This is a genomic window from Streptomyces siamensis (genome assembly GCF_039543605.1).
In the GTDB taxonomy this organism is placed as follows: Bacteria; Actinomycetota; Actinomycetes; order Streptomycetales; family Streptomycetaceae; genus Streptomyces; species Streptomyces siamensis.
Genome location: NZ_BAABKB010000021.1, coordinates 174,666 through 199,904, shown reverse-complemented (window position 1 = coordinate 199,904; position 25,239 = coordinate 174,666). Strand labels below are relative to the sequence as shown.

The following is a 25,239-nucleotide window of genomic DNA, read 5'->3' as shown; positions in this document are numbered from 1 at the left end:
CAGATGCCCCAGACCGTCTCTCTCGACGCCGTCGAGGCACCCGTGGTCCGGCGATCCGACGTCGTCGTGGTCGGCGGCGGACCGGCCGGTGTCAGCGCGGCCGTGGCCGCCGCCCGCGCCGGGGCCGACGTGACCCTGCTGGAGCGCTACTCCGCCCTCGGCGGCCTGGCCTCCGGCGGCATGGTCCTGGTCCTCGACGACATGATCAACGGGAACGAGATCACCGTCACCGGCGTCGTCGACGAGTACGTCGAGCGCATGGCCAAGCTCGGTCTCGCCGTCTACCCGCCGGTCGAGGACCGCCGCTCCTCCCCCGAGATGTGGGCCAAGTGGGGCCGGTGGGGCGCCTTCGACTTCCACTCCCACACCAACCCCAAGCCGGTCTGCTACGCCGTCGCCTTCGACCCCGACGGCTGGAAGCGGGTCTCCAACGACCTGGTCCGCGAGAGCGGGGTCAACCTGCGGCTCCACAGCTGGTTCTCCCGGCCCGTGGTCCAGGACGGCGCCGTGAAGGGCGTGGTCTGCGAGACCAAGTCCGGGCCGCAGGCGGTGATGGGTGACGTGGTGATCGACACCACCGGGGACATCGACGTGGCCTCCCGGGCCGGCGCCTCCTACGCCCAGGACAACTACCTGGTCACGCTGGTCTTCCGGCTCGGCGGGGTGGACACCGCGACCGCCGAGCGCTTCGAGCAGGAGAACCCGCGCGAGGCCCGCGCCATCAACCGCAAGATCAAGCGGATGCTGGGCGGCGCCTGGGAACTGTGGTGGCTCAAGACGCCCGTCCCCGGCGTGGTCTGGTGCAACTGCCCGCACATGACCGGCTTCGACGGCACCGACCCGGTCTCCCTCACCGAGGCCGAGTTCGAGGCGCGGACCCGGATCGGCGCCGTCCTGGACCACATCAAGACCGACCTGCCCGGCTTCGAGAACGCCTATCTGCTCGACGTCGCCGAACAGATGGGCGTGCGACAGACCCGGCTGCTCCAGGGCGAGTACGTGGTCACCAAGGAGGACGTCACCTCCCGCCGTCACTTCGCCGACAGCGTCTCCCGCGGCCGCGACTACTACACCCCGTACCGGGCCCTGCTGCCGCGCGACGTCGACCAGTTGCTGGTGGCCGGCCGGCACTACTCCGCGACGCCCGAGGCACAGCGGATCTCCCGGGAGATCCCGCCGTGCATGGCCATGGGCCAGGCCGCCGGCATCGCCGCCGCCACCGCGGTGGAGCAGGGAGTCATGGTCCGGGACGTCGACCCGGCCGTCATCCAGCGCCGGATGCGCGAACAGGGCGCCGACCCCGGTGATGTCCCCGCGGAGAACGCGACCATCGACCAGATCGAGGAGGCCGTGGCATGACCGCCGCCGCACAGCCGCTGACCGGCATCACCGTCATCGACTTCACACAGGTCTTCATGGGCCCGTCCTGCACCCAACTGCTGGGCGACTACGGGGCCGACGTGATCAAGGTGGAGCGGCCGGGCACGGGCGACATATCCCGGACCTCGATCCCGGACCCGGCCGGCCTGGACAACCCCATCTTCCTGTCGATCAACCGCAACAAGCGCAGCATCGCCATCGACACCCGCACCGAGGAGGGCCGCCAGGCCGTCCAGGAGCTGGTCCGCACCGCCGACGTCGTGGTGAGCAACTTCCGGGCCGGCGTGATGGAACGTCTCGGCCTCGGCCACGAGGCGCTGCGCGCCGTCAACCCCAGGATCATCTGGGCTTCCGGAACCGGCTTCGGCACCGAGGGCCCGTACGCCCACAAGGGCGGGCAGGACGCCATCGCCCAGGCGTACAGCGGGGTGATGTGGCGCCGGGTCTCCGACGACGACCCGGTCACCCTCTACCCGACCACACTCTGCGACTACACCACCGGCATGCACCTGCTCCAGGGCATCCTGCTGGCCCTGCTGCACCGCGACCGCACCGGTGAGGGACAGAAGGTGGAGGTGTCGATGTACGACTCGATGCTCCACATGCAGATGCAGGAGGCCTGCCAGCAGCTCAACCGCGGATCCGAGATCAACTGGGCCGCGATGCCGCTCACCGGGGTGTTCCGCACCACCGACGGCGCACTGATCATGGTCGGCGGCTTCAAGGCGAACCCGCTGCACCACATCAGCCGCGCCCTCGAACTCGACGAGGACCTGGGCGAGCGCCCCGAGTTCGCCACCCTCGACCTGCAGTTCGCGCACCGCCCCGAACTCCAGCGGATCTTCGCCGAGGCGGTGGCCGGCAACACCACCGAGTACTGGGTCAAGCGGCTGGAGGAGGAGGACATCCTCTGCGCCCCGGTGCGCAGCCTGGAGCAGACCCTCGACGACGAGCAGACCGCGGTCAACAAGATGATCGTCGAGATGGACCACCCGGTCGCCGGCCGGATCCGGGCTCTCAACGCACCGCTCCACCTGTCCGCCGCCCCCGCCGAGGTCCGCCGGGTGCCGCCGCGGCTCGGCGAGCACGGGGCCGAGGTGCTCGGCGAACTCGGCTACAGCCCCGAGCAGATCGAACTCCTCCGCGAGAAGGGGATCCTGCGATGACCGACGAGGTCCGCTACGTGAGGGACGGGCACATCGCCCGGGTCACCATCGACCGGCCCGCCGTGCTCAACGCGGTGGACGTGAAGACCAATGTCCGGCTCAACGAGATCTGGGCGGAGATCGAGGGCGACCCCGAGGTCCGGGCGGTGGTCGTCACCGGCGCCGGAGAGCGGTCGTTCTGCGTGGGCGCCGACATGTCCGCCGACGCGGTCGACAAGACCGGTCTGGAGTACTGGGCCGGTCTCGACCCCAACGGATTCGGCGGACTCAGCCTGCGCACCACCCTGGACGTGCCGGTCATCGCCCGGGTCAACGGCTACGCCCTCGGCGGCGGCATGGAGATGGTCCTCGGCTGCGACATCGTCGTCGCCGCCGACCACGCACGGTTCGGTCTCACCGAGCCCCGGGTCGGCCGGATCCCGCTGGACGGCGGGGTCTTCCAGCTGGTCCGCCGGCTGCCGCACACCCAGGCCATGGGCCTGCTGCTCACCGGCCGCCGCGCCTCGGCCGCCGAACTGCAGGGAATGGGCCTGGTCAACGAGGTGGTCCCGGCCGAGCAGTTGGACGAGGCCGTCGACCGCTGGGTCGCCGACGTCCTGGCCTGCGCCCCCACCTCACTGCGCGCCATCAAGCAGATGGTCCAGCGCGGCGCGGGGCTGTCACCGCAGGACGCGCACAAGCTCCGTACCCCGGCGCTGATGGCGGCACTCGACAGTGCGGACGCCGAGGAGGGCGTACTCGCCTTCCAGCAGAAGCGGCCGCCGGTCTGGCCCGGACGATGAAGGGAGCCCACTGATGCCCGAAAAGCTCGCACCCGGAGTGTGGGGCGTCGTCGCCACGCCCTTCCTCGGATCCGCCCTGGAGGTGGACGAGACCGGTCTGGCCCGGCTGGTCGAGCACTACGAACGGATCGGAACCACCGGTCTGACCGTCCTCGGGGTCTTCGGGGAGGCCGCCCGGCTCTCCACCGAGGAGCGGCGGACGGTGTTGGAGACGGTGGTCGACACCGTCGGCCTGCCGCTGGTCGTCGGGGTCACCGGCCTCGCCACCGCACCGGTGCTGGAGGAGGCACGCCTGGTGCGCGAGGTGGTCGGGGACCGCCTCGCCGGACTGATGGTGCAGGTCAACTCGCCCGATCCTCAGGTGGTCGCCACCCACCTCAACGCCGTGCACGAGGTCACCGGCGCCGGGATCGTGGTCCAGGACTACCCGGAGACCAGCCGGGTCACCATCCGCACCGCCGACCTGGTCCGCGCCGTCCACGCGGTCCCGGCCACGGTCGCGGTGAAGGCCGAGGCGCCGCCCACCCCGGCGGCCGTCGGCCGGCTCACCGCCGAACTGGACGTCCCGGTCTTCGGCGGCCTCGGCGGGCTCGGCCTGCTCGACGAACTGGCGGCGGGCGCCGCCGGGGCGATGACCGGGTTCTCCTGCCCCGAGGGCCTGATCGCCTGCGTCGAGGCCTGGCGCGACGGCGGCTACGAGGCGGCCCGCGAGGCCTATCTCCCGTATCTGCCGCTGGTCAACTTCGAGGCGCAGGCCGGGATCGGCCTGGCACTGCGGAAGGAGGCGATCCGGCGGCGCGGCCTGATCATGGAGTCGGGAGTGCGGCCACCGGCCCCGCAACTGCCCGAGGCCCTGGTCCCGCAGCTGGAACGCCACCTTGCCGCGCTGCCGAAGGAGGTGCGCTGATGGACCTCGGTATCCATGGCCGTGTCGCCGTGGTCGCGGCCTCCACCGGCGGCCTGGGACGGGCGGTCGCCGAAGCCCTGGCCGCCGAGGGCGCCTCGGTCGTGGTGGCCGGCCGGCGCGGCGACCTCGCGAAGGAGATCGCCGCCGAGCTGCCCGACGCGGTCGGCGTCCAGGTCGACCTCACCGACCCGGACGGGCCGCGCGTGCTGGTCGAGGCCACGCGGGCGGCGTACGGCGATCCCGACATCCTGGTCCTCAACGGCCCCGGCCCGCGGCCCGGTACCGCGTCCGGTCTGGACACCGGAGACCTGGCGACGGCCGTGGACTCGCTGCTGCTGGCCCAACAGCGGCTGGTGGGGCTGACGTTGCCCGCGATGCGTCGGCGCGGCTGGGGCCGCATCCTGGCCGTCGGCTCCAGCGGGATCGCCGAGCCGCTGCCGGGGCTCGTCCTGTCGAACGCCGGACGGGCCGCCCTCGCCGCCTACTTGAAGACCCTCGCCGCCGAGGTGGCGGCCGACGGAGTCACCGTCAACCTCCTGCTGCCGGGCCGTATCGCCACCGACCGGGTGGCGGCACTCGACGCCGGGCGGGCCGCGCGCGAACAGCGCCCCGTCGCCGAGGTCGAGGCCGCCTCGCGGGCGGCGATCCCCGCCGGACGCTACGGCACCCCCGCCGAGTTCGGTGCGGCCGCCGCCTTCCTGTGCGGCGCCCCCGCCTCGTACGTCACCGGAACCGCGCTGCGCTGCGACGGCGGCCTGGTCCGGAGCCTGTGAACTCCCCGACTTCCTCAAGGAATCCGCACCCATGAGTACTGTGCACGTCCCCAATCTGATCGGCGGCGAGGAGGTCGCCGGCGACGGCCTGGAGCGCTACAACCCGGCGCATCCCGCGGAGTTGGTCGCCGTGGCCCCGGCCTCCGGGGCCGAGGCCGTCGACGCCGCCGTGACGGCGGCCGCCGCGGCCCAGCCGGGATGGGCGGCGCTGCCCGCCCCGGCCCGCGGCACGATCCTCATGGACGCGGCCGAGATCCTGCGTGGCCGTCACGAGGAGGCCGCTCGCGACCTGGTCAGGGAGGAGGGCAAGACACTGGCCGAGGCGCGCGGCGAGGTCCGGCGGGCCATCGACGTACTACGGTTCTTCGGCTCCGAGGGCTGGCGGCTCGGCGGGCAGGTGCTGCCCAGCTCGTTCCCCGACACGACGGTCCAGACCCGCCGGGAACCGGTCGGGGTGGTGGGCCTGATCACCCCGTGGAACTTCCCGATCGCCATCCCCGCCTGGAAGCTGGCGCCCGCGCTGATCGGCGGCAACGCGGTGGTGCTCAAGCCCGCGGAGCTCACCCCGCTGTCCACCCGCCATCTCACCGAGGCCCTGGTCCGGGCCGGGCTGCCCGCCGGGGTGCTCAACGTGGTGCACGGCACCGGCGCGGTGGCCGGCGAGGCGCTGGTGCGCGACCCCCGGGTGGCGGCGGTCTCCTTCACCGGATCCACCGCGGTCGGCATGCGCATCGAGCGCACGGTGCAGGAGCGCCGTGGCCGGGTGCAGGTCGAGATGGGCGGCAAGAACGCCCTGGTGGTACTGGACGACGCCGATGTGGAGCAGGCCGCGCGGATCGCCGCGGCCGGCGGCTTCGGCCTCACCGGCCAGGCCTGCACCGCCTCTTCCCGGGTGATCTGCACACCGGGCGTGTACGACGACTTCGTGGCCGCGCTCACAAAGGAGGCGGCCCGCTGCCGTCCGGGCGACGGCCTGGCCGACGGCACCGCGATGGGGCCGGTGGTGAGCGAGCAGCAGCTCGGCACGATCACCGCCGCGATCGAGCGGGCCAGGGACGAGGGCGCGACCGTCGCCGCGGGCGGCGAGACCCCCGACGGGCTGATGCTCGCCCCGACGGTGCTCACCGGCCTGAGCCGGGACAGCGCGGCGGCCCGCGAGGAGATCTTCGGCCCGGTCGTCGCGGTGTTGCCCGCGGAGGGTCTGGACGACGCGATCGACCTGGTCAACGACTCCCGCTACGGCCTCGCCGCGGGCATCTGCACCCGTAGCCTGTCCGCGGCCCAGCGCTTCGCGGCGGCCGTCCGCGTGGGCGTCGTCAAGGTCAACCGCCCGACCACCGGGCTGGACCTCAACGTCCCCTTCGGCGGTGTCGGCGACTCCTCCAGCAACACCTTCCGCGAGCAGGGCGCGGTCGCGGTGGACTTCTACACCTGGTCCAAGTCGGTGTATCTCGGCTGGGAAGACTAGCTCGGGACCGCACAGGCACAGGTGGCGGCCGGCACGCACCGGCCGCCACCGACTCGTCGCGGTGCCCACCGGACGACCGATTCGCAGCCGCCTCGGCCCCGTCGGCAGCGTCACGGCCGGTGGCCGGGATGCCGCAAGGTGGCCGCGCTGCGGGGCGAGCAGGCGTGCCGCGCAGTAATTGCGGGCGAGCAGACGTACGGCGCATGAACCGCGTTGCGGAGCGGGTGGACGTGCCGCACACTCTGCGGGTGATCGTTCTGCAGCCCGTCCTGGAGGTGCACGCCCCCGACGGATTCGCCCTGTGGCCTGTCGACGGGACCCGGCCGTATGCCTTCCTCCCGCTCAGCGGCGGGCTCGCTCCCGCCGAGGTGGGCACCGCGGTGATGAGCATCGCCGACTGCAACACCGTCGAACCGGAGGACGGCGGCCGCCCGCCTCGGCCCGTCGATCCCCTCGAGGGCTTCCTGCACGGCCTGCTCACCATGGACGACCTCTTCGCGTCCGGCGGTCTGCGGATCACGGACACCGCGACGGGTGTCACGCTGTTGCCGGGCTGCTGCAACGGGCTGGACGAGCGGCGCGACTGGCGCGAGGTGCTCGACGGCGACGGCTGGGCCTCCTTCGGTCACGACCCCTCGCCGCTCGCCGAACGTGACGGCGACACCGTCCGGTTGACCGTCGACGCCCAGGACGAGAGCAGCCCGGTGATCGAGGTGCCCCTCGGCGACCTGCGCCGTCTGCTCGCCGACGCGGAGCGCGACCTGGACGACTTCATCCGGCTCGCCGCCGGTTGGGTCGCGCTGCACCTTCCCGACCACGCCTCCCCCGTGATCTCCGCGCTCGGTCGCGCTCTCGGCCTGCCCGTGCCTACGGGACCGTCGGCCCCGTAGGCCTCGCTCGGGTCAGCTCCGTCCGGACTCGCCCGTCGGCCAGGGCTGTTCGCGCAGGCTGATCACCAGATCACGCGGCAGGCCGTGGGTGTCGTGCAGGTAGTGGAAGTCCTCCTCCCCCAAGGGCCGTTGGAAGCGGGGGCGGGCGAGCACACTGCGGCCACGCTCCAGGAGACGGCCGAACCGGAGCTCCTCCTCCAGCAGCAGGCGCCGCACATGGCCGGGGTCCAGGTCCTGGTGGAAGTGGTCCAGGGTGTGCGACACCAGCTCGAGCGGCAGGTCTCCGAGACTGCGCGTCGGGTCGTCCCGCCAGAGGGTGGTGAGGACCCGTCGGACCAGGCGGCGCAGTACGTAGCCTTGCCCGGTGTTGGACGGGCGCACCCCGTCGCCGATGACGACGACGGCCGAGCGCAGGTGGTCGTGGACGAGGCGGAGCGACCGTTCGTCCAGTGGCCACAGGTCCGGGACTAGACGGCGCCAGGGGTCGAAGACGTCGCACTCGAACACCGACGACTTGCCCTGGAGCAGCGAGGCCAGTCGCTCGAGGCCGAGCCCGGTGTCGATGTTGGGCTGCGGGAGCGGCACGAGGAGACCGTCCTCCTGCCGGCGATGACGCATCATCACGTGGTTCCACACCTCGACCCACCGGTCGTCCTGGGTCGGCGTCGACTCGGGCGGTGTGTCACCGGTCCACATGAAGATCTCCGAGTCGGGCCCGCACGGGCCCACGGGGCCGTTGGACCACCAGTTGTCCTCCACGGTGAGCTCCACGGGAACGCCGAGGTCCTGCCACAGGCGCAGGGAGTCGGTGTCCGGTCCGACCTGGTCGTCGCCGCCGAAGACGGTGGCGTGCAGCAGGCCGGGGTCCACACCCAGCCCCTCGGTGAGCAGCCGGTACCCCCAGTCGAGGCTCGACGGGCCGTCGTAGTCGCCCAGTGACCAGGTTCCGAGCATCTCGAAGACGGTCAGATGGGTGGCGTCGCCGACCTCGTCGAGGTCCGTGGTGCGCAGACAGCGCTGCACATTGACCAGCCGTCTGCCCAGTGGGTGTGGGCGGCCCTCCAGATAGGGGGTGAGGGGATGCATGCCGGCGGTGATGAACAGCACCGGGTCGCCCGGAGGTGGCAGCAGCGTCGAGCCGGTGATCCGGCGATGGCCTCGGTCCTCGAAGTACTCGACGAATGTGCCGACGATCTGTTCGGTGTTCATGGGTGTGGCTCCTACGCGTCGCAGCGGGGAGGCACCGGACCACGGGACCGCGAGGGTCGTCACGCCGGGTCGTGAACGTAACGGCGCCGAAGCGCCAGGGAACCACCGACGGTCCGTGTCCGGTCGCCGGTGGGAGAGAGAAGGTCAGGCGGCGGCAACCGGCGAGCTGGTCGCTCGCGCGGTCGCGGTGATCGTTCGGCCGGTGACGTTCATGCGGCCGACCATAACGCCCCCATGTCCCCGAGGCATCCGAATATCTCCGCCCCGGTTGTCGACGTCGGCCCGAGTCCACCTTTCAGGGCGGGCCCGGACGGGCGATCGCGCTGCCGCTACGTCCGGCCGGAACCGTCGGTGAACTGCGGCAGAACCATCTCGACCAGTGCGTCGACGTCGGCGTCGACCATCGGTTCGCCGGTCATGCCCATCCGGTGGAGCAGGGTTCCCACGACGACGTCGATGAAGAACAGGACACGGTTCTCCGGTTCGCCGAGGGCCTCCTGGAGCTGGAGCCGGTAGGGATCCTGCAATCGCGCGGACAGGATCTCGCGCAGGGCCGGGTCGCTGACGGCGTCGCTGAACACTCCCGCGAACGCGTCGCCCACGCCGGGCTCACCGACCTTCCCGGCGACCCATCGGATGCTCGACGACATGATCTCGGCCCGGCTGGTGCCCTCCAGCGGCGCCGGGCCGAAGGCGTCCAGGAGGCAGTCCACGATCAGCGCGCCCTTCGTCGGCCAGCGCCGGTAGACCGTCGACTTCGCGACGCCGGCCGCGGCGGCGATGCGTTCGACGGTGGCGCGCGCGTAGCCGAGTTCGTGGACGGTGCCGAGCGTGGCGGCGAAGACCACGGCGTGGACGCCGGAGCGCGGTCGGCCGGGCGGTCTGGCGGATGTGGTCGAAGCCATACCCACACGATAGCTGTTTTCGCTACCTTAGGTTTCGATACCTCAGGTCGCGAAACTCTCTGGACGAGGAGAAGACATGAGCGAGATCAGTGCTGTCCAGCGTCCGCCGGAGCCGGACTGGCCGGCCATGACGGCCGAGGAACTGGCCGTCTACCGCGAGGCGGAGAACCGCGTACGGGCCTCCCGCGCGGCGCGGACGATCACCGGGAATCCGGATCCCGGCGCCGAGATCCGCTGGCAGCAGGCCGTGTTGGCCGGCCGCGAAATCCCGGTCCGGGTGTACCGGCCGGCCTCCGGACGGGACGGCGAAGGCACAGCCCGGGCGCAACTGCCACTCGTGGTCCATGTGCACGGAGGAGGTTTCGTGGGGACGGCGGTGCAGAGCGACTGGGTGAACAGCAGGCTCGCCGCCCGGCTGCCCGCACTCGTCGTCTCGGTCGAGCACCGCCTCCTCGACCCGGACACCCCGCTGTCGGCGGCCGTCGACGACGGCTGGGAGGTGCTCCAGCACGTGGTGCGGCACGCGGCGGAATGGGGCGTCGACCCGGCACGGACCGCCGTCCTCGGCGAGAGCTGCGGCGGACTGATCTGCGCCCTCGCCGCCCTGCGGGCCAGGGACTCGGGCCTGGATCTACAGGCGCAGGTCCTCGTCAATCCCGCCGTCGACGTGACCGACTCGATGCTCGACCACGCCTCGGTCACCGAGCACGCCCGCACCCCGACGCTCGCCGTGCCCCAACTGCAGCTGTTCCAGCGGCTCGCCGTGCCGGCGGGGGCCGACCCTCGCGCGCTCTCGCCGCTGTACGCAGACGACCTGACCGGGCTCGCGCCGTCGCTCGTGGTGGTGCCGACCCACGACCCGATCGCCGATCACGGCCGCCGCTACGCGGAACGACTGCAGACGGCCGGGTCGTCCGTGCGGCTCTCCGAACTCCCGGGTGTGGGGCACGCGTTCCTCAGCATGCCGGGAGTGGTGCCGCAGGCCGAGGCCGCGTGCGCGGAGATCCTCGAGTTCCTCCGGGGCTTGCTCACCGCATGACGCGTCGGGAGAGCCCCGTCTACCTGCAGATCGACCAGGGACGCGGCTGGACCGTCGACGGCCACATCGAGCTGTTCGACGTCCTGAAGGGCCCCAAGAAGCTGGACATCGGCTCCTATCCTCCGATGCAGTCACGCCCCTGGGTCGAAGAGCACGACAAGATGTTCCGCTGGTACGAGTACTGGCTCAAGGGCGTCGACAACGGGATCGTGGACGAGCCGGCCGTGAGCGTCTTCGTGGAGGGCTCGCGCGAGGTGGTCACCGCGGCGCAGTGGCCGCCGAAGGAGACCGAGTACAAGGCACTGCATCTGCGCCCGCGGCACAAGCTCTCCTTCGAACCCGAGCTCATGGGCACGGAGCACGCGGCCCCTGACGGCTCCTACCAGGCACCGCTCACCGTCACCGACAAGGTGGAGGTGCTGAAGTGGAGCACCGAGCCGTTCGAGGAGCCCACCGAGCTGATGGGCACCGGGGCGGCACACCTCTTCGCCGAGATCGACCAGGTCGACACCAACTTCATCCTGCGCCTGTGGGACGAGGCTCCCGGTGGCGGCCGGCAGCTGATCACCACCGGATATCTGAAGGCCTCCCACCGCGAGCTCGACGAGGAACGCACCACCGAGGGCAATCCGTACCACCCGCACACCCGGGCCGTGCCGGTGGAGCCCGGGAGGATCGAGGAGTACGTACTGCGGCTCTACCCGTTCGCGGCCACCTTCCGGCCGGGTCACCGTCTGACGGTGGAGCTGTCGAACGACGAGCCGTTGGCCGACGCGCACAACGCGCTGCTGCCGCCGGACGCCTTCCACCTGCCGGTGGGACGCCCCGTCACCCACAAGATCTACCGCGACGCCGCACACCCCTCCCGTCTCGTGCTGCCGTTCACGACGGTCACGCCACCGCACGCGGCAGGCCCGGACGCTGCCCGCGCCGATGAGGGAGCGCGGCGCGGCGGCTCCTGAGCGCCGCCACGATGCCGCCGGGGGGCCGCCGCGTCCCCGGCGGCCTCCTCCGCGGGCGATGGAACGCCCGAGCCGTGTCCGATCCTGCGTAGGCTGCCTCTCGCACGGAAGCGAACAGGAGGCTGAGGTGGCCGAGACGACGCTGGCCGAGGTCATGGCGGAGCTGAGCGAGCTCGAGGACCCGAAGACGCGCGCGGTGAACGAGAGGCACGGTGACGATCACGGTGTGAACCTCAGCAAGCTGCGCGCGCTCGCGAAGCGGCTGAAGACGCAGCAGGACCTCGCGCGCCGGCTCTGGGGGACCGGCGACACCGCGGCGCGACTGCTGGCGCTCCTGATCTGCCGCCCGAAGGCGTTCGAGCGTGATGAGCTCGATGCCATGCTGCGCGCGGCGCGCACCCCCAAAGTGCACGACTGGCTCGTGAACTACGTGGTGAAGAAGAGCCCGCACGCCGAGGAGCTGCGCCTGGCCTGGACGGCCGATCCGGATCCGGTGGTCGCGAGTGCGGGCTGGGCGCTGACGACCGAGCGTGTGGCGAAGAAACCCGAGGGCCTCGACCTCTCAGGACTGCTCGACGTCGTCGAGGCGGAGATGAAGGACGCCCCGGACCGGCTGCAGTGGGCGATGAACCACTGCCTGGCCCAGATCGGGATCGAGCACGCCGAGTACCGCGCCCGTGCCGTCGACATCGGTGAGCGCCTGGAGGTGCTCAAGGACTACCCGACGCCCCCCGGCTGCACGTCTCCGTTCGCACCCGTCTGGATCGACGAGATGGTGCGCCGGCAGCGCCACGAGTAGAAACGGTCGCACGCGCCGGGCCGGGACTCGTCAGGCGCGATCGCCCCTCCCGGTGGTTCCGTCCTCGCCGTCGCGCCCCTCGTCCTCGCCGAGATGGAGACGCGACAGATCGCGTGCGAGGCGGGTCGCCTGGCGGGTGGTCAGGGCATCGGGTCGGCCGATGTACTCCGCCCGCCTGGTCCCCGCCGTCATGCGGTCGTCGGCAACGGTGATCTCCAGGTCGGGCGAGGCACCGGGCTGGGTGTCCGGAACGAGTCTGATCAGTGTGACGCCTGCCCGTCCGTCGTCGAGGAGCCAGTCCGCCCCGGTCGGAACGGGAAGCGTGTCGCACACGACGACGACGTGCGGGCACGGGCTGATGCCGTCCCTCGAGAACGGGGCTCGGTCGCGAAGCCCTTCCAGGAGCCGGGCGAGACTCATGGCGTCGTCGGCCAGAGCGGTGCCGCGCGCCGCCGGCGCCGGGTCGGAAAGCGGCCTGGCGTGGGGCAGACAGTCGATCCACTCCCATGCGTCCGATCGCTCCACGGGAGCGTAGACGATCACGCGACAGTCGTCCGGCCCGTGAAAGGTCACCAGCTGCGCGAGCATGCTCCGGACGAGGTCGCGTACGCCGTGCTCGTCGGTGCCCCGCAGGTGGATGTGCTGAAAGGCGCGAAGGCTCACCCGGATGGGCAGTTCCTCGAGTGTTCCGTACTCCTGGACGAGGGCACTGACCCCGTCGGCACACACGGCATCGGCTCCGGCCGGAACCGCGGGAGCCGTCAGACGCGTGGCGAGCCTCTGTCGCCCCGTGCCGATCCGTACGTGGACGAAATCCCCGTCCTCGCCCCTCCTCTCCCAGAGCTGCGTACGGCGGGCCACGACGCGGCGCAGTTCCGACGGCTCGGGATTCGACCACAGGTCGGCCTCCCGTTGCAGTGCAGCCGTACGGAAGAGCTGACGGCGTGTGTCGGTGAGGTACCGGAGATACGACCGTCGCTGCTGCGTCGCGTGCGCGGCGTCACTGCCTGCGCCACGCATCAGCGCGGCAGCAAGTGCCACGGCGATGCCGGCCACCAGGGCGGCGCAGCCGACGAGCCGCGCGACGACACCGTCGGCCACGAAGAGCAGCACCGCCGAGGAGACCGTCCCCGGTGCGGCCGACAGGCCGGGCCACAGCCACCTGTGCCGCCATGAACGGCCTCGGAGAACGGGAGGTGGCCGGAGCATCACGGGGTCCGACGGGACCTCCGTGGGACGAAGGCGGGCCTGCCGGACGAATGCCTGGGTCGGCGACAGGCTGCCGGCACCGGATCCGTCGGTCGGGTCCGGGCCGTGCGGGGGCGGTGTGTTCGTGGCGGTCAACTGCTTCTCCGTCAGGTGATACCGATGCCCGGGCCGGCCGGATCGGCCCGGGTGGGCTCGTCCAGCAGGTGGCCCAGTCCGGCCGGCAGGCGTGTCAGCCGGCCCAGCACGGCCGAGTTCAGCTGTTCGGCGGTGAGTGACCGGGCTCGGCTGAGGTCGGTGGCGACCAGGACGGTGCCGGAGAGATCGGCACCATGCAGATCCGCTCCCGACAGGTCGGCTCCGGTGAGGTCGGCTCGTGCGAGCCGAGCGTCGATCAGGGTGGTGTCGCGCAGATCCGCGCCGTCCAGACGTGCTCCTTCGAGTCGTGCGGAGAACAGGTCCGCTCCGCGCAGCGAGACGGAGGACGCCCAGGCGTCCTCCAGTCGGGCCGAGGACAGCGAACAGTTCGTGAGCACGGCCTCTCTGATCTCCGCTCCCCGCAGGTCGGCACGGATGAGGCGCGCCCCGGTCAGCACGGCACCGTCGAGGCGGGCGCCCCGCAGATCCGTGGCGTCGAGTTCGGACTCGCGCAGGACGGCCCGTCGCAGGTCGCTTCCCCGCAGCAGGCATCGCCGCATGTCTCCTCGCTCGAAGGAGAGCCCGAGGAACTCCGCGCCTCTCAGATCGGCCTCGGCCAGGTCGACGCGTGTCGCCGGACCCAGCGTTCCCAGCACGTCGAGTGCCGCTTGGACGTCCGGCTCCAGCCTGGACATCGCGTGGGGCCGCTCCGGTGTGCCGGGCGTCGAAACGCCGCGGCCCGGCAACGCGCCCGCGATCGGACGCCTGCGCACCACGAACGAGGAAAGTACTTTGGCGATCGAGGCCGCGTCCTGCCGGGAGTCGCCGGCCAGTCTCTGCAGGGCGAACACCCCGCCCAGGCGAGCGTCCAGGTGTTCGCTGCTCAGTTGGCCGACGGCGCCGGCGTACCGGTCGGTGATCTGCCCCTGCCGAGACAGCACATAGCCCCTGGCGGTGTAGACGAGTCCGCCGAGGACGGCCAGCCCGGCTGCGGTCTGCAGCACCATGCCCCGCACGTTGTTCAGGTGGCTGAGGCGCTCGACCGGCTTCAGCGGTCGCGCTTCCTCGTCGGCCAGCCGATGCGGAATCCACTGGAGAAGGAGGAACCCGACGCCCATCGCGGCCGCGAACACGACGACGGCCGCGCCGACCGGCCGTAGCAGCGCCCACCGCTTGCCGCCGCGCATCACTATGGCCCTCCAAGGACTCGCTGACGAGCAACCTACCGGCTTGCAGGTGCCGCGACAGGGGCAGTTCGTGGAGAAGCCTTGCCCATGGGGGCCGCCCCGTCGTCTCCCGCGACGAAGAGGTCGGCCTGCGAGGAGATGGTGACGGCCGACAGCCCGTGGAGAGGCCGGACTTCACGGGTTCCGAGTCCGGCTCTCCCGTGCCTGCGGTGCAGCGGGCCGCACCGCACACACCTCAGGTCCAGGTGGTGACCCACTCCAACATGTGGTCGTAGCTGTCCCAGATGATCCCGCCGGTGGGCGTGCCCTGCCAGTCACCGAGCAGGCAGCGGAGCGTCACATGGTGGTCCTCGGCGAAGTCGAGGTCGACATCGCGGGTCGTGTCGTAGCCGTTGCTGTTCCAGTAGTAGTACGTCCCGTACCCGTCCACGGTCAGCTCCGCGACGGCGGAGTGACCGTCGGCGTCCCGGTCCTTGACGATGAGGTGCTCGCCATAGGGCCGGAACTCGCAGTAACCACCCTTGTGCCACGTCTGGTCCACGTAGATCCCGGCGACCGGGTTGTCGGCCTGGGCCGAGGACGCGGCGAATCCGACGGCGGTGCAGGCGGCCAGAACTGTGGCGGCAACTCTAGCGATGGGGCGCACAGACACTTCCCTTTCGTCACTCCTTGACATGCATGACTCAACATCATCATAGGTTTCACACGCCCTCCGGAACATCAACTTCACTACAGAGGAGACGACTTGGTCGCCGACGATCCCGGCGAGCGCCTTCGAGTCGGTTGCACAACACTGATCATGAATGTTCAAGGTCTTGCATAGCGGGGCGCTTGTGGGCTTCTCTCCCGCTCCCTCTCACACAGGATCTAACGTCGTGCTTCTGAGAGGTCCGGCAGTGGGAGGCACCGTCATGACCATTCCCTCTGATGCACTGGACCGCGTACGGGCGGCGCTCCGCCAGGTCTGCAGCCCCTGGGAGATGTCGGCCGCACTGGCCGGCTCGTGCGCCTGGCTCGGGGTGGTGGGCTGGGCGTTGATGCTGGCACAGGACGACGGCGCCCATCTGTTCCCGTGCGGCATCAGTGGACTTCCCTCGGTGTGGGAGCCTCCGCTGCGTCCGCTGGCACGTTCCGGGAGCTGGCCGATCTGTCTTGCCGCACTGGGTCACGTCTGGACGGGGCACGGCGTCGAACGCCCCTACCCCCTCCCGGAGGCCGACGCCCCGGCGGCGGCCGCGGCGCTCCCCCTGCGCAAGTCGATCGGCGCTCTCGTGGTGCTGCGACCGGGTCCGACACCGTTCACACACCCAGAGCAAACGTTTTTGTCCGCTGTCGCCGATGAAGTCGCCGCCGTCCTGGCCGACCTCCCGAGCCGCGGACAGCCCGACGTCCTCCCGCAGCTGCGGGAGGTCGAACGCGGCGCCTTCACACTCGACCTCACCGGACAGGACATCACCTGCGACCGTGTCTTCGCCGCCATCCACGGGCTTCCCGGACCGGGCCGGCATCCGCTGTCCGCGGCCCTGGCGGCGCTGCCGCAGGCCGATCTGCCGCAGGCCGAGCGCCTCCTGCAGCAGTTGCAGCAGGAGCCCGGCACCTATGAAGTCATCTACCGTGTCGTCGGCTTAGACGGGCTGCACGTCATGCAAGCCCGCTGCTCCCGCAGTGCGGAGGTGCTCGATCGGGTGGTACTCACCGGCCATGTCACCGACATCACCCGTGATGCCGACAATGCCGCGTGGCGCGAGGAGCGCATGCACCGGCAGATCCGCAGCGCGGAGCAGATGCGCGCGCTCGCCGCCGCCTGCGCCTCGGCCGGCAGCACCAGCGAACTGGCCGCGGCCACCTGCGACGTACTGGCTGTCTTCGGCGCCGACGCCATCGTGCTGGCCGAGGCCGCGGACCAGCACTTGAACCTACTGACCAGCCACGGACAGCAGCCGCACCACCTGGAGATGCTCCGCACCGTCGAACTGAGCGCGAGCGCGCCCCTCACCGACGCGCTGCGCGAGCACCGAGCCGTGTTCATCGCCTCCCACGACGAACTCGTGTCGGCCTACCCCCACTACGCCGACGTGTCGCGCCGCCTGGACCGGCAGGCCTGGGCCGCACTGCCGATCCCGCTGTCCGCGCCGGACGCCCGCCCCGCCGCCTGCCTGCTGTCCTTCACCCGGCCCCACGCGTTCACCCCCGAGGACCACGCCCTGCTCATCGCGGCCGCCGGACTGCTCGGACGCGCCCTGGACCGCTGCCGCGCCTGGGACACCGAGCACGCACGCGCCGTCGAGCTGCAGAAGGGCCTGCTTCCCACCGCGCTGCCCCACCTGACGGGCATCGAGCTGGCCGCCTCCTACCTTCCCGCGGCCGCAGGCGCCCACGCCGGGGGCGACTGGTACGACGCCTACACCACCAGCAGCGGCCGGCTCCTGCTCGGCATCGGCGACATCGAGGGACACGACACCCAGGCCGCCTCGTTGATGGGCCGGCTGCGCACCGCCATCCGCGCCTATGCGGCACTCACCGAGGACCCGGCCGAACTGCTGCACCACACCAACCGACTGCTGACGGAGGACAACGACAACGATCCCGAACGTGCTCGCACCGCCACGTGCTGCCTGATCCTCCTCGACCCCGCGACCGGCGACCTGAGATGCGCCTCGGCCGGGCACCCCAGCCCGCTCCTCCACTCCCCCAGCAGCGGATCCCGCGAGCTCATCACCGGTGTCGGCCTCCCCCTCGGCATCTTCGCCGAAGGCACCTACCGCTCCACCCCGCACCGGCTTCCCGAGAACACCCAACTCCTGCTGCACACCGACGGACTCACCGACCGGCCCGGCACCGATCCGGCCGAGGCCCACGACCGTCTCGACGAAGCCTTGGAACAGGCGGCGTCGCTCCCCGCCGAGGCGGCCCTGCGGCACATCACCTCACACTGCCTGGCGGGCGCCCGACCCGTCGACGACTGCGGCGCACTCCTGGTCCGCCGCCACGACAACTCCCGGGCGTACAGCCGCAGCAGCCCGAGCAGGAGCGGCGCCGCCGACCGCCCGCGCGGCGCCGGGCCGGCTCCGTACGGAGCCCGGGGCACCGGTCGGATACGGTGACCGAATGGCCGAGAGCCTGCCGTCCGACGTGGCCGACGTGCTGGCTGCCGTCCTGGACTCGGACAACCCCGTTCATGCCGCGCTCGGCCGGCAGATTCCCCACCTGAGTGTGCGTGAACGCTGCTCCTGCGGCTGCGGTACCGCATACTTCGACCTCGACCCCGGCGCGGTGGTGCCCGCCCCCACCGGCCCCGGCACGGTTGTGGCGGCCGAAGCGCAACTCGTCACCGGGACCGGAGAGCGCCCCGGCGAGGTACTGGTCTTCGCGCAGGACGGCTACCTGTCATGGCTGGAGGTCTGCTCATGGAGCGACGACGTCGACGTGACGCTGGACTCCGCGCGTCAGTGGCTGCGGCCACGCCCTTGATCCGCACCGGCCGGCGTCGGAACGGTCCGAGGCTCGGCGCCACGTCGGCCGGGTCGCAGCGACGCCGCCCCGCACCGGGCATCGACCGTGCCGGGGAGGCGTCGGGAACTCCGGCCCGGGCCTAACCGGCCGCGGTGAAGCGGGTCCGCCACAGGTCGCGGAGCACCGCGATCTCGGCCATGTGGTGGATGAGTTCGAGGTTGGCCCCCGACAGTACGTCGACGTACGGATCGTCGGGGTCGGAGCCGTACGGGTACTGCGAGAAGCCGACGGTGTCGAGCTGCTCGTCGGTGACGGTGGCGACGCTGTCGCGCCAGCGGTCGAGCACCGCCCAGAACCGATCGAGCGCCACGGCGGCCGAGGGCGTGAAGTCGACGAGCAGCTTCGGATCCTGCCGCCGTTCGCCGAAGGTCCACTCCCATCCGCCCGCGAAGCCGTAGTGCAGATGCCCCAACCGCCAGGCGATGGTCGTCACCGGCGTCTTGTCGGGCTCCGGGTCACCGGTGTGGGCGAGGATCTCCTCGACCCGCTCGACACTCACGCTCCAGTCCTCGGCGATCTTGGCGACGGTCATACCGCCGGCCGCCTGCCGGGCGACCTCCGCGTACTCGTCGGCCGGGATGTCCGGGGCGCCGAGATCGAGCACCCACTCGCCCGGCCCGAACGCTCTCGCAGTGGTCGCCTCGCCCCGCCGCCGGATCGACCAGCAATCGGGCACCGGCTCCCACAGGTACTCCTCGTCGCCGAGCCCGGTCAGTCGAACCTGTGCCATCTCCCTGGCACGGTCGAACTGGTCGAGCAGCAGGCTCAGCCGACCGGTCCGTGCGCCCTCGGACTGCATGCCCGGCTCTCCTTCGCCCTCGCGGCTCCTGCCTCGCCCCGCTCAGGCGGAAGTTAGCGGCTCGGCACAATGGGACGCGACCCATTTCCCCGCCCGCGAAACGGCGCGGCATCACGGCTCCGATGTCCGCCTCGGCCACGTGCCTCTTCCTCTCCGACCGTGACCGCCGCCGGCAGGACGCCGCGCCCAGGTGACCGTCGCGCGAAGCGGGCGACCCACGACCGGCCGGCACGAGCCGCGGCTCGCCGGTCTCGTAGGGTCGTGCACGTGGTGGAGATGACAGGTGACCCGCGCAGACTCGGAGTCCCCGTGGCCGAGGCACGGCTACGGTTCGAAACGGAACCCCAGGAGACGCAGGGCGGGCCGACGCGAAGGCTGCTCGCAGTCGACGGAGAGCCCGCCTTCGAGCTGAGCTTCTGGTGCGGGTCGTGTCCGTTCCTGTTCCGGCGCCTTGCGGGCGCCCGGCAAACGCTTTCGATGGCGAGCCTGCGGGAACGCCTCGCCGAACCGCTCCCCGGCCTGGACGAGGGCGTCATCGACGCGTTCGGCACTCTGTTGCCCGAGGGCGTCTACCTGCCACTGCTGCTGCGTGTCGAACCACGCCTGGTGGTTCCGGGGCAGGAGGGCGACTACTTCAGCCACGAGCAGGTGGACACCTGGGGCATCGACCAGTTCTGGGGACTGCCGGAGTACCCGCACACGCCGTACTACCGGACCTTCGAGACGGTGGTCGACGACGACGCCCACCTCTACGAGTTCGTCGTACCCATGGTTCCCCCGACGTGGAACGACCGGGAGCGGGTCGAGGAGTACGTCGAGCAGATGCGGCAGGGACAGGTGCCGACGGCCGTGGCCGTGTCGACCCTGGACCTGTGCCAACCGGCGCTGGACCTGTCGACGGACTACTACCAGCACTGGGGGCTGACGCACTTCCTCCTGGACGGCCACCACAAACTGGAGGCGGCAGCGTCGGCGGGACGCCCCGTGCAGCTCCTGTCGCTCCTGGCCCTGGACGAGAGCCTGGCCGAAGCCGCCGACCACGGCCGGTTGGCCGCGCTGCGCTCACAGCCTCGCCTGAGCCGCGGAGCGCGGCGCGTGCGGTGAAGCGCGTGTCGGACGCCGGGCCGGATGCCCCACCCCGGTGTCCCTGACACGGAGGGGGGCCTCGACACGGGGGCGGGACCCCTCGGCATCAGCAACGACAGCCCGGAGCTGTCCCAACCGGCCGGATCACCAACGTCCCCCGTGCTTCAGTCGTTCACCAGCAGGATCTTGCCGGTGTGCTGCCCGGCCTCCATGAGCCGGTGCGCCTCGGCGGCCTCGGCCATGGGCAGGGTCCGGTCGACCACCAGCTCCACGACACCGTTCTCGATCATCGGCCAGACCTCGTTCTGCACTTGCGCCACGATGGCGGCCTTCGCCCGCGCCGACCGGGTGCGCAGAGTCGTGCCGTGCACGGAAGCGCGCTTGAACACCAGCTCGGCGAGGTTGAGTTGGCCCTCCAGTCCGTCCTGCAGGCCGATGACGACCAGGCGGCCGTCGTGGGCCAGGGGACGGATGTTCCGTTCGAGGTACTGGCCTCCGATGACGTCGAGGACGACGTCGTAGGGGCCGTGTTCGGTGAAGTCCTGCGTGCGGTAGTCGATCGTGACGTCGGCGCCCAGTTCCCGCGCACCGGCGGCCTTCTCGGCGCTGCCGACGGTGGTGACGACGCGGGCTCCGAGCGCCTTCGCGATCTGGACGGCCATGGTGCCGACGCCTCCGGCCCCGCCGTGCACGAGGAGGGTCTCGCCCTCCTCCAGCCGCGCGGTCATGACGAGGTTGGACCACACGGTGGCCGCCGCTTCGGGCAGGCCCGCCGCCTCGACCAGACCGATCCCCTTGGGCACCGTCAGCAACTGCCCCGCGGGGACGGCGACCTTCTGCGCATAGCCGCCGCCCGTCAGCAGGGCACAGACCTCGTCGCCCAGCTGCCGGCCGGTGACCCCCTGGCCGATCGCGCTGATGCGGCCCGAGACCTCAAGGCCCGGATACGGCGAAGTGCCCGGCGGCAGTGGGTAGAGCCCCCAACGCTGCATCACGTCGGCCCGGTTCAGTGCAGCGGCCACCACGTCGATGACGACTTCCCCGGCGGCGGGCGACGGGTCTTCCGCCTCGATCCATTCCAGGACCTCGGGTCCGCCGGGTTCCTTGATCGACACAGCCTTCATGACACTTCCGTTCACAGGGTTGAGGTGAGGGGTCCCTCGGGCGTCCGGGCCGCCGAGTGCTCGTGGTTCGCCGTGGCCGGGGGCGGCGCTGAAGGTGCGCAGCTCGTCGCGCGCATGACGCGGGCAGAGCAGCCGAATGGCGGCGGGCCCGAAAGCCCAATGTTTACATCACATACATTCGATACGAGAGTGAGCAGTGTCAACATTGGGGCAGCTGCCCGGCGAAGAGCAGCCTTGTCGAGCATTGCTCAACAAGCTAGGGTCCCCGGCATGACCGCGAAGTCCGCCTCCACTCACGTTCGGCTGCGCCCCGACGAACGTCGGACGCAGCTGATCGGCATCGGTCTGCGCCTGCTCACCACTCGCCCGATCCACGACCTCTCGATCGACGAGGTGGCTGCCGAGGCGGGCATCTCGCGCGGGCTGCTCTTCCACTACTTCCCGACCAAGCGGGACTACTACGTGGCGGTGGTACAGGCGGCGGCAGGCCGGCTGCTGCTGCACGCCGAGGCGCCGGAGGCGGGCACGCCGACCGAGCGTGTGCACGGGATCGTGGACGGCTTCGTGTCGTTCGTGCGGCGTCGCAAGGCCAACTACGTGGCCGTGGTGCGGGCCGGCGCGGGCGGCGACGAACTGGTGCGGGAGGTCTTCGAGGAGAACCGCCGCACTCTCACCGACCGTGTCCTGGAGGCCGCGGGCGTGGGCGACCCCACACCGCTGCACACGCTGGCCGTGCGCGGCTGGCTGGCCATGGCCGAGGAGACCGCCATCAGCGCCACCGACGAGGTCGTCACCACGGCCGACCTGGTCGACCTGCTCGTGGGCAGCCTCGAACAGGTCATGGAGCAGTTCACCTCCAGACATCACTGACCCGTGCCGGCCAGGAGCCCGGCCGGACGTCCGCCCCGATCACCGAGCAGCGCTCGACAGAAGGGGAAGCACATGAGCCGCCCGCCGCCGACCGGCCCTGCCAAGAGGCCTTCGACCTGTTGCGGTTCGCTGTGACCGCCCAGCAGAGCCCCTGCGTCCACCACCACGGGCAGACCCGCGATCCGGCCCTCCGCAACACCCGGATCGCCGCCAACCGCCATGATCGACACAGCCGTTCGGTCATCCGCCGCACCGGCGGAAGCTGACGGCCGGGAGTACCGCCATGCCGCTCATCTGTCTCGTCCGCCACGGTCAGGCGTCCTTCGCCGCCGAGGACTACGACGTCCTGTCCGAACTCGGGCGCACCCAGGCCGCCGCCGTCGGCCAAGAGCTCGCCCGCCGCGGCCTGCGCGATCCGCACCTCGTCTCGGGAACCCTCACCCGCCAGCGCGACACGGCTCAACTCCTCGCGGAGGCAGCCGGGTTCAAGGAGCCGGTGCGCAACGACACACGCTGGAACGAGTTCGACCATGTCGCCCTGCTGGCCCGCTACGCGCCGTCACCCCAGGACGCCTACTCCGTGCAGGAGTTGCTCGATCACGCACTCCTCGCGTGGATGGCGGACCCCGCAGCGGCCGGCGACCAGGCCTGGGCCGCCTTCGCCGAGGGCGCCGCGGCCGCCCTGGACGAGGTGTCCGCCGCGCTCGGCCGGGGCCGCGACGCGGTGGTCGTCACCTCGGGCGGCCTCCTCGCCGCGCTCATCGGCACGCTGTTGTCCCTGCCGCCCGAGGGAGTCGTCGCGCTCAACCGCGTGACGGTCAACGCCTCCGTCACCACCCTCGCGGTCGGCGGATCCGGCACCAGTCTCCTCACCTTCAACGACCACGCCCACTTCGCCGGCGACCGGCGCCCGCTGCTCACGTACCGCTGAGACGGGTCCGTTCCGGCCGCCCCCGGATCGTGACCCCTGCGGCTTCCTAGGCCTTCGCAGGGGTCACGGACGGCGTCCGCGAGGCCGCCGGAGAGACGGTGAACAGTGCGTGGACCGCGGCGCCGACCTGGTCGGCGACCACCTCCGGGGTGGAGGAGTCGAGTTTGCCGTCGAGGTGCAGGAACGCCAGTCCGTGGACGAGAGCCCACACGGTGGTCGACAGCACGTCCGGGTCGGCTCCCGGGAAGGCGCCCCGGACGATCCCGCGGACGTACTCCGAGATGGCGGCGGTCGCGCCGACCCGGTCCTCGCTGGTCGGGTCGCAGGGCTCGGCGAACATCACGCGGAACAGCGCCGGGTGCTCGAGCGCGAACCGGACGTAGGCGACCGCGACCGCGGCGAGGTCGTCGGGGGTCGTCGGCGAGGGGTGCACGGCGGCCAGCTGTACGGCGAGTTCGCGGTAGCCCTGCGCGGCGACCGCGGAGACGAGCGCGTCCCGGTCCGGGTAGTGGCGGTAGGGGGCGGTCGCCGACACTCCGGCCCGCCGCGCCACAGCCCGCAGGGACAGCCCGGCGCTGCCGTCCTCCTCCAGCAGCTCCCGAGCGGCACGCAGGCAGGCGGCTCGCAGGTCGCCGTGATGGTACGCACCCGCTTGCGGCATAGGTCACACTCCCTCATGTTTACAGCGTTCACATCGTCCGGCTAATGTGAGCGGCGTACACATTGTATGCGATCGAGAGGGAGAGGGGAACTCGGATGACCCGCGAGCTGTTCTCGCCGCTGCCCCTGCGCTCCGGACAGGTACTGGGCAACCGGATTGCGAAGGCCGCCATGGAGGAGAACATGGCCGGCGAAGGCCAGGTGCCCGACAGGCAGCTGACCGGGCTCTACCGGCGCTGGACCGCCGGCGGCACCGGACTGCTGATCACCGGCAACGTCATGGTGCACGCCGAGGCGCTGACCGGCCCCGGCGGAGTCGTGCTCGACCACTCCGCCCCGCTGAAGCCGTTCACCGACTGGGCCAGGGCCGGCAAGGCCGGAGGCGCGGCGATGTGGATGCAGATCAACCACCCCGGCCGCCAGATCCAGGCCGACATGCCCGGCGTCGTGTGGGGCCCGTCCGCGGTGGGCGTCGACCTGGGCAAGCACAGCAGCCGCTTCGGTCGCCCCGTCGCCATGACCCCCGAGCAGATCGACGCCACCGTCACGCGCTTCGCGGTCACGGCCCACCGCGCCGAGAAGGCGGGCTTCGACGGTGTGGAGATCCACGCCGCGCACGGCTACCTGCTGTCCCAGTTTCTGTCGCCCCTGGTCAATCAGCGCACCGACGCGTGGGGCGGGTCGCTGGAGAACCGGGCCCGGATGCTGCTCGACGTCGTCCGCGCCGTCCGCGCCGCCGTCTCGCCGTCCTTCGCCGTCGCGGTGAAGCTCAACTCCGCAGACTTCCAGCGCGGCGGGTTCGACGCCGACGACGCACGGCAGGTCATCGGGATGCTCGACCCGCTCGGCGTCGACCTGGTCGAACTGTCCGGCGGCAGCTACGAGAGCCCCGCGATGACCGGCCGTCGCGCCGACTCGCGCACCCAGGCACGCGAGGCCTACTTCCTCGATCTCGCGACGGACCTGGTCAGGAGCAGCCCGCTCCCGCTCATGCTCACCGGCGGCATCACCCGGCGCGAGACCGCCGAGAAGGTGCTCGACAGTGGAGTGGCGCTGGTGGGGATGGGCACCGCCCTGGCCGTCACCCCGGACCTGCCGAACCGCTGGCGCCTGGATCGCGAGGCCGACCGGCAGATGCGGGCCGTGACGTGGTCCGACAAGGCCCTCGCCTCGGCCGCGAGCATGGCCCAGGTCCGCCACCAGATGCGCCGCATCGCCCGCGGCAGCGACCCCAGGCCCGGCACCCACCCGGCATTCGCCCTGGTCTCCGAGCAGCGCCATCAGCGACGAGCCCTGCGCCGCTACCGGGCCTGGCTGCCCGCCTCGGGAGACACCGCCGCGGCGAGCCGGCCCGCGTAGCCCGCGCCCCGGCCGGCACCCGAACCCCGGTCGCGGCCGCAGCCGCGGCCCGGACAGCGGCAGCCACCGCCCTCTGACGGGCGCCA

Annotated in this window: 24 protein-coding genes; 16 read left to right on the top strand and 8 right to left on the bottom strand. The window is 71.5% G+C overall.

Features of this window, described 5'->3' with window-relative positions:
• The first annotated feature begins 3 nt into the window (after positions 1-3).
• From ABEB03_RS25380 to ABEB03_RS25350, 7 genes are all read left to right on the top strand, one after another.
• Positions 4-1,359: an FAD-dependent oxidoreductase gene (locus tag ABEB03_RS25380; RefSeq protein WP_345653833.1), complete on the top strand. Its 1,356-nt coding sequence runs from the start codon at positions 4-6 to the stop codon at positions 1,357-1,359.
• The gene (locus ABEB03_RS25375; RefSeq protein WP_345653830.1) at positions 1,356-2,546 is read left to right on the top strand and encodes a CaiB/BaiF CoA transferase family protein; all 1,191 of its coding nucleotides are present in this window, start codon (positions 1,356-1,358) and stop codon (positions 2,544-2,546) included. Before ABEB03_RS25380 ends, ABEB03_RS25375 begins: the two co-directional genes overlap by 4 nt.
• Positions 2,543-3,328 carry an enoyl-CoA hydratase-related protein gene (locus ABEB03_RS25370; protein WP_345653828.1) on the top strand — a complete coding sequence of 262 codons (786 nt, stop codon included), beginning with the start codon at positions 2,543-2,545 and terminating at the stop codon, positions 3,326-3,328. Before ABEB03_RS25375 ends, ABEB03_RS25370 begins: the two co-directional genes overlap by 4 nt.
• A 13-nt stretch (positions 3,329-3,341) precedes the next feature.
• The gene (locus ABEB03_RS25365; RefSeq protein WP_345653825.1) at positions 3,342-4,235 is read left to right on the top strand and encodes a dihydrodipicolinate synthase family protein; all 894 of its coding nucleotides are present in this window, start codon (positions 3,342-3,344) and stop codon (positions 4,233-4,235) included.
• Positions 4,235-5,008, top strand: a complete 774-nt coding sequence (locus ABEB03_RS25360) for an SDR family oxidoreductase (protein ID WP_345653822.1) — start codon at positions 4,235-4,237, stop codon at positions 5,006-5,008. The genes ABEB03_RS25365 and ABEB03_RS25360 overlap by 1 nt, the downstream gene beginning before the upstream one ends.
• A 31-nt stretch (positions 5,009-5,039) precedes the next feature.
• Positions 5,040-6,476, top strand: coding sequence for an aldehyde dehydrogenase family protein (locus ABEB03_RS25355; protein ID WP_345653818.1), 1,437 nt, complete (start codon positions 5,040-5,042; stop codon positions 6,474-6,476).
• 203 nt (positions 6,477-6,679) lie between these two features.
• The gene (locus tag ABEB03_RS25350) at positions 6,680-7,366 is read left to right on the top strand and encodes a hypothetical protein (RefSeq protein WP_345653815.1); all 687 of its coding nucleotides are present in this window, start codon (positions 6,680-6,682) and stop codon (positions 7,364-7,366) included.
• A gap of 12 nt (positions 7,367-7,378) precedes the next feature.
• Here the strand turns inward: ABEB03_RS25350 and ABEB03_RS25345 are convergent, their stop codons facing one another.
• Together ABEB03_RS25345 and ABEB03_RS25340 are read right to left on the bottom strand one after the other, a co-directional pair.
• Positions 7,379-8,575, bottom strand: coding sequence for an alanine--tRNA ligase-related protein (locus ABEB03_RS25345; RefSeq protein ID WP_345653812.1), 1,197 nt, complete (start codon positions 8,573-8,575; stop codon positions 7,379-7,381).
• 329 nt (positions 8,576-8,904) lie between these two features.
• Positions 8,905-9,480, bottom strand: a complete 576-nt coding sequence (locus ABEB03_RS25340) for a TetR/AcrR family transcriptional regulator (RefSeq protein WP_345653810.1) — start codon at positions 9,478-9,480, stop codon at positions 8,905-8,907.
• A gap of 76 nt (positions 9,481-9,556) precedes the next feature.
• Here ABEB03_RS25340 and ABEB03_RS25335 point away from each other — a divergent pair, with 76 nt between their 5' ends.
• From ABEB03_RS25335 to ABEB03_RS25325, 3 genes are all read left to right on the top strand, one after another.
• Positions 9,557-10,519 (top strand): alpha/beta hydrolase, encoded by a 963-nt coding sequence (locus tag ABEB03_RS25335; protein WP_345653807.1) that lies wholly within the window; start codon positions 9,557-9,559, stop codon positions 10,517-10,519.
• Positions 10,516-11,481, top strand: coding sequence for a CocE/NonD family hydrolase C-terminal non-catalytic domain-containing protein (locus ABEB03_RS25330; protein ID WP_345653804.1), 966 nt, complete (start codon positions 10,516-10,518; stop codon positions 11,479-11,481). The genes ABEB03_RS25335 and ABEB03_RS25330 overlap by 4 nt, the downstream gene beginning before the upstream one ends.
• Before the next feature lie 127 nt (positions 11,482-11,608).
• Entirely contained in the window at positions 11,609-12,280 is a 672-nt protein-coding gene (locus ABEB03_RS25325; RefSeq protein WP_345653801.1) for a DNA alkylation repair protein, read from the top strand.
• A 30-nt stretch (positions 12,281-12,310) separates the two neighbouring features.
• Here the strand turns inward: ABEB03_RS25325 and ABEB03_RS25320 are convergent, their stop codons facing one another.
• The 3 genes from ABEB03_RS25320 to ABEB03_RS25310 all read right to left on the bottom strand — a co-directional run bounded on the left by ABEB03_RS25320 (position 12,311) and on the right by ABEB03_RS25310 (position 15,463).
• Complete coding sequence (locus ABEB03_RS25320; protein WP_345653798.1) at positions 12,311-13,393, bottom strand: hypothetical protein; 1,083 nt, start codon at positions 13,391-13,393, stop codon at positions 12,311-12,313.
• A 242-nt stretch (positions 13,394-13,635) separates the two neighbouring features.
• On the bottom strand, positions 13,636-14,811 hold the full coding sequence (locus ABEB03_RS25315) for a pentapeptide repeat-containing protein (RefSeq protein WP_345653795.1): 1,176 nt from the start codon (positions 14,809-14,811) through the stop codon (positions 13,636-13,638).
• Between the two features lie 235 nt (positions 14,812-15,046).
• On the bottom strand, positions 15,047-15,463 hold the full coding sequence (locus tag ABEB03_RS25310; RefSeq protein WP_345653792.1) for a hypothetical protein: 417 nt from the start codon (positions 15,461-15,463) through the stop codon (positions 15,047-15,049).
• A 259-nt stretch (positions 15,464-15,722) separates the two neighbouring features.
• Between ABEB03_RS25310 and ABEB03_RS25305 the strand changes: the two genes are divergently transcribed.
• Entirely contained in the window at positions 15,723-17,915 is a 2,193-nt protein-coding gene (locus ABEB03_RS25305; protein WP_345653789.1) for a PP2C family protein-serine/threonine phosphatase, read from the top strand.
• A 4-nt stretch (positions 17,916-17,919) separates the two neighbouring features.
• Positions 17,920-18,282: a hypothetical protein gene (locus ABEB03_RS25300; protein WP_345653786.1), complete on the top strand. Its 363-nt coding sequence runs from the start codon at positions 17,920-17,922 to the stop codon at positions 18,280-18,282.
• 121 nt (positions 18,283-18,403) lie between these two features.
• Here ABEB03_RS25300 and ABEB03_RS25295 read toward each other — a convergent pair whose 3' ends face one another.
• Positions 18,404-19,123: a DinB family protein gene (locus tag ABEB03_RS25295; protein WP_345653783.1), complete on the bottom strand. Its 720-nt coding sequence runs from the start codon at positions 19,121-19,123 to the stop codon at positions 18,404-18,406.
• A 477-nt stretch (positions 19,124-19,600) separates the two neighbouring features.
• Between ABEB03_RS25295 and ABEB03_RS25290 the strand changes: the two genes are divergently transcribed.
• Positions 19,601-20,227, top strand: coding sequence for a hypothetical protein (locus ABEB03_RS25290; protein WP_345653780.1), 627 nt, complete (start codon positions 19,601-19,603; stop codon positions 20,225-20,227).
• A gap of 146 nt (positions 20,228-20,373) precedes the next feature.
• Here the strand turns inward: ABEB03_RS25290 and ABEB03_RS25285 are convergent, their stop codons facing one another.
• Positions 20,374-21,333 (bottom strand): NAD(P)H-quinone oxidoreductase, encoded by a 960-nt coding sequence (locus ABEB03_RS25285; protein ID WP_345653777.1) that lies wholly within the window; start codon positions 21,331-21,333, stop codon positions 20,374-20,376.
• Between the two features lie 270 nt (positions 21,334-21,603).
• Here ABEB03_RS25285 and ABEB03_RS25280 point away from each other — a divergent pair, with 270 nt between their 5' ends.
• Positions 21,604-22,203, top strand: a complete 600-nt coding sequence (locus tag ABEB03_RS25280; protein WP_345653774.1) for a TetR/AcrR family transcriptional regulator — start codon at positions 21,604-21,606, stop codon at positions 22,201-22,203.
• A 283-nt stretch (positions 22,204-22,486) separates the two neighbouring features.
• Positions 22,487-23,134 carry a histidine phosphatase family protein gene (locus ABEB03_RS25275; protein ID WP_345653771.1) on the top strand — a complete coding sequence of 216 codons (648 nt, stop codon included), beginning with the start codon at positions 22,487-22,489 and terminating at the stop codon, positions 23,132-23,134.
• A 46-nt stretch (positions 23,135-23,180) separates the two neighbouring features.
• Here ABEB03_RS25275 and ABEB03_RS25270 read toward each other — a convergent pair whose 3' ends face one another.
• Positions 23,181-23,795 (bottom strand): TetR/AcrR family transcriptional regulator, encoded by a 615-nt coding sequence (locus ABEB03_RS25270; RefSeq protein ID WP_345653768.1) that lies wholly within the window; start codon positions 23,793-23,795, stop codon positions 23,181-23,183.
• Between the two features lie 95 nt (positions 23,796-23,890).
• On the opposite strand from ABEB03_RS25270, the gene ABEB03_RS25265 reads away from it, so the two are divergent.
• Positions 23,891-25,153 (top strand): NADH:flavin oxidoreductase/NADH oxidase family protein, encoded by a 1,263-nt coding sequence (locus ABEB03_RS25265; RefSeq protein WP_345653765.1) that lies wholly within the window; start codon positions 23,891-23,893, stop codon positions 25,151-25,153.
• Positions 25,154-25,239 lie beyond the last annotated feature (86 nt).

Bases quoted from the DNA above. Each gene is read 5' to 3' on its own strand.
- ABEB03_RS25270 (WP_345653768.1), bottom strand. From the start codon at position 23,795: ATGCCGCAAGCGGGTGCGTACCATCACGGCGACCTGCGAGCCGCCTGC.
- ABEB03_RS25365 (WP_345653825.1), top strand. From the start codon at position 3,342: ATGCCCGAAAAGCTCGCACCCGGAGTGTGGGGCGTCGTCGCCACGCCC.
- ABEB03_RS25300 (WP_345653786.1), top strand. From the start codon at position 17,920: ATGGCCGAGAGCCTGCCGTCCGACGTGGCCGACGTGCTGGCTGCCGTC.
- ABEB03_RS25295 (WP_345653783.1), bottom strand. From the start codon at position 19,123: ATGCAGTCCGAGGGCGCACGGACCGGTCGGCTGAGCCTGCTGCTCGAC.
- ABEB03_RS25355 (WP_345653818.1), top strand. From the start codon at position 5,040: ATGAGTACTGTGCACGTCCCCAATCTGATCGGCGGCGAGGAGGTCGCC.
- ABEB03_RS25290 (WP_345653780.1), top strand. From the start codon at position 19,601: ATGGCGAGCCTGCGGGAACGCCTCGCCGAACCGCTCCCCGGCCTGGAC.
- ABEB03_RS25345 (WP_345653812.1), bottom strand. From the start codon at position 8,575: ATGAACACCGAACAGATCGTCGGCACATTCGTCGAGTACTTCGAGGAC.
- ABEB03_RS25315 (WP_345653795.1), bottom strand. From the start codon at position 14,811: ATGCGCGGCGGCAAGCGGTGGGCGCTGCTACGGCCGGTCGGCGCGGCC.
- ABEB03_RS25275 (WP_345653771.1), top strand. From the start codon at position 22,487: ATGCCGCTCATCTGTCTCGTCCGCCACGGTCAGGCGTCCTTCGCCGCC.
- ABEB03_RS25330 (WP_345653804.1), top strand. From the start codon at position 10,516: ATGACGCGTCGGGAGAGCCCCGTCTACCTGCAGATCGACCAGGGACGC.
- ABEB03_RS25380 (WP_345653833.1), top strand. From the start codon at position 4: ATGCCCCAGACCGTCTCTCTCGACGCCGTCGAGGCACCCGTGGTCCGG.
- ABEB03_RS25340 (WP_345653810.1), bottom strand. From the start codon at position 9,480: ATGGCTTCGACCACATCCGCCAGACCGCCCGGCCGACCGCGCTCCGGC.
- ABEB03_RS25370 (WP_345653828.1), top strand. From the start codon at position 2,543: ATGACCGACGAGGTCCGCTACGTGAGGGACGGGCACATCGCCCGGGTC.
- ABEB03_RS25335 (WP_345653807.1), top strand. From the start codon at position 9,557: ATGAGCGAGATCAGTGCTGTCCAGCGTCCGCCGGAGCCGGACTGGCCG.
- ABEB03_RS25305 (WP_345653789.1), top strand. From the start codon at position 15,723: ATGACCATTCCCTCTGATGCACTGGACCGCGTACGGGCGGCGCTCCGC.
- ABEB03_RS25375 (WP_345653830.1), top strand. From the start codon at position 1,356: ATGACCGCCGCCGCACAGCCGCTGACCGGCATCACCGTCATCGACTTC.
- ABEB03_RS25285 (WP_345653777.1), bottom strand. From the start codon at position 21,333: ATGAAGGCTGTGTCGATCAAGGAACCCGGCGGACCCGAGGTCCTGGAA.
- ABEB03_RS25360 (WP_345653822.1), top strand. From the start codon at position 4,235: ATGGACCTCGGTATCCATGGCCGTGTCGCCGTGGTCGCGGCCTCCACC.
- ABEB03_RS25280 (WP_345653774.1), top strand. From the start codon at position 21,604: ATGACCGCGAAGTCCGCCTCCACTCACGTTCGGCTGCGCCCCGACGAA.
- ABEB03_RS25265 (WP_345653765.1), top strand. From the start codon at position 23,891: ATGACCCGCGAGCTGTTCTCGCCGCTGCCCCTGCGCTCCGGACAGGTA.
- ABEB03_RS25350 (WP_345653815.1), top strand. From the start codon at position 6,680: ATGAACCGCGTTGCGGAGCGGGTGGACGTGCCGCACACTCTGCGGGTG.